General features: G+C 48.8%; 1 protein-coding gene and 1 pseudogene. Both read left to right on the plus strand.

Annotation, left to right across the window (positions count from 1 at the left end):
• On the plus strand, positions 1-658 hold a 658-nt coding region (locus R7190_RS26215; protein WP_318137720.1), incomplete at its 5' end, for an alpha-hydroxy-acid oxidizing protein.
• A gap of 160 nt (positions 659-818) precedes the next feature.
• A pseudogene (locus R7190_RS26220) lies at positions 819-903 on the plus strand (DUF3012 domain-containing protein); the annotation flags it as partial.

Genomic DNA, 903 nt, shown 5'->3' on the forward strand with positions numbered 1-903 from the left:
GCTGTACTCAAACTTAGGAGCTGCTCAACTGCGTGACAAAGGCAAATTGGATAACGCGCAACGTGCGGTTGAGGCGATTCAAGCCGATGCCTTGTTTGTGCACGTTAATCCGATGCAAGAAGCGTTTCAGAAAAACGGCGATCACAATTGGATTGGTGTATTGCACGCTATTGAGCAACTAAAGCCGCGCGTTAACGTTCCTATCATCATCAAAGAAGTGGGTTTTGGTATTAGCGGTGACGTGGCGCAGCGACTGGTTGATGTTGGCGTGGACGCAATTGACGTCGCGGGCGCTGGTGGCACAAGTTGGAGTGCGGTTGAAGGGTATTGCCAAGACAACCCTCACATGCAGCGCGCAGCAGAGCTTTTTCGTGATTGGGGTATCCCGACGGCAACGTGCTTGGCTCAAATACGTGCGCAGCATCCTAAATTGCCTTTGATCGCCTCTGGTGGTATCCACAATGGACTTGAGGCGGCGAAAGCGATTCATTTAGGCGCGAACCTCGTAGGTCAAGCTGGTGCAGTATTGAAAGCCGCGACCATCAGCACGCAGTTGGTGGTCGATCATTTTGAACAAATGGCGTTAGAGCTGCGTTTGGCCTGTTTTGGCACTGGATCGGCGAAGGTGAACGCGTTAACTAAAGCGCGTCGTCTGTAAGACCAGATATGGTGTGATTATCACAGCGTCGCTCAATAAATTTTCGGTGTCTTAACACGTAGACTGATAATTTCGTTATAGTTGATACAAAAGTCACTTTGATAAACAACGCTTGTCGAAGTGATGGGTATTTAATTGTTTGCAACTGGAACCTGAATTTATGAAAAAACTAGTCATGCTGATGTTAGCTGTGTCTGCTTTAACCGCTTGTAGCGATGAAGTGGGCACCGAAGGCTGGGGTAACG

Source organism: Vibrio sp. 1078-1, assembly GCF_033340475.1.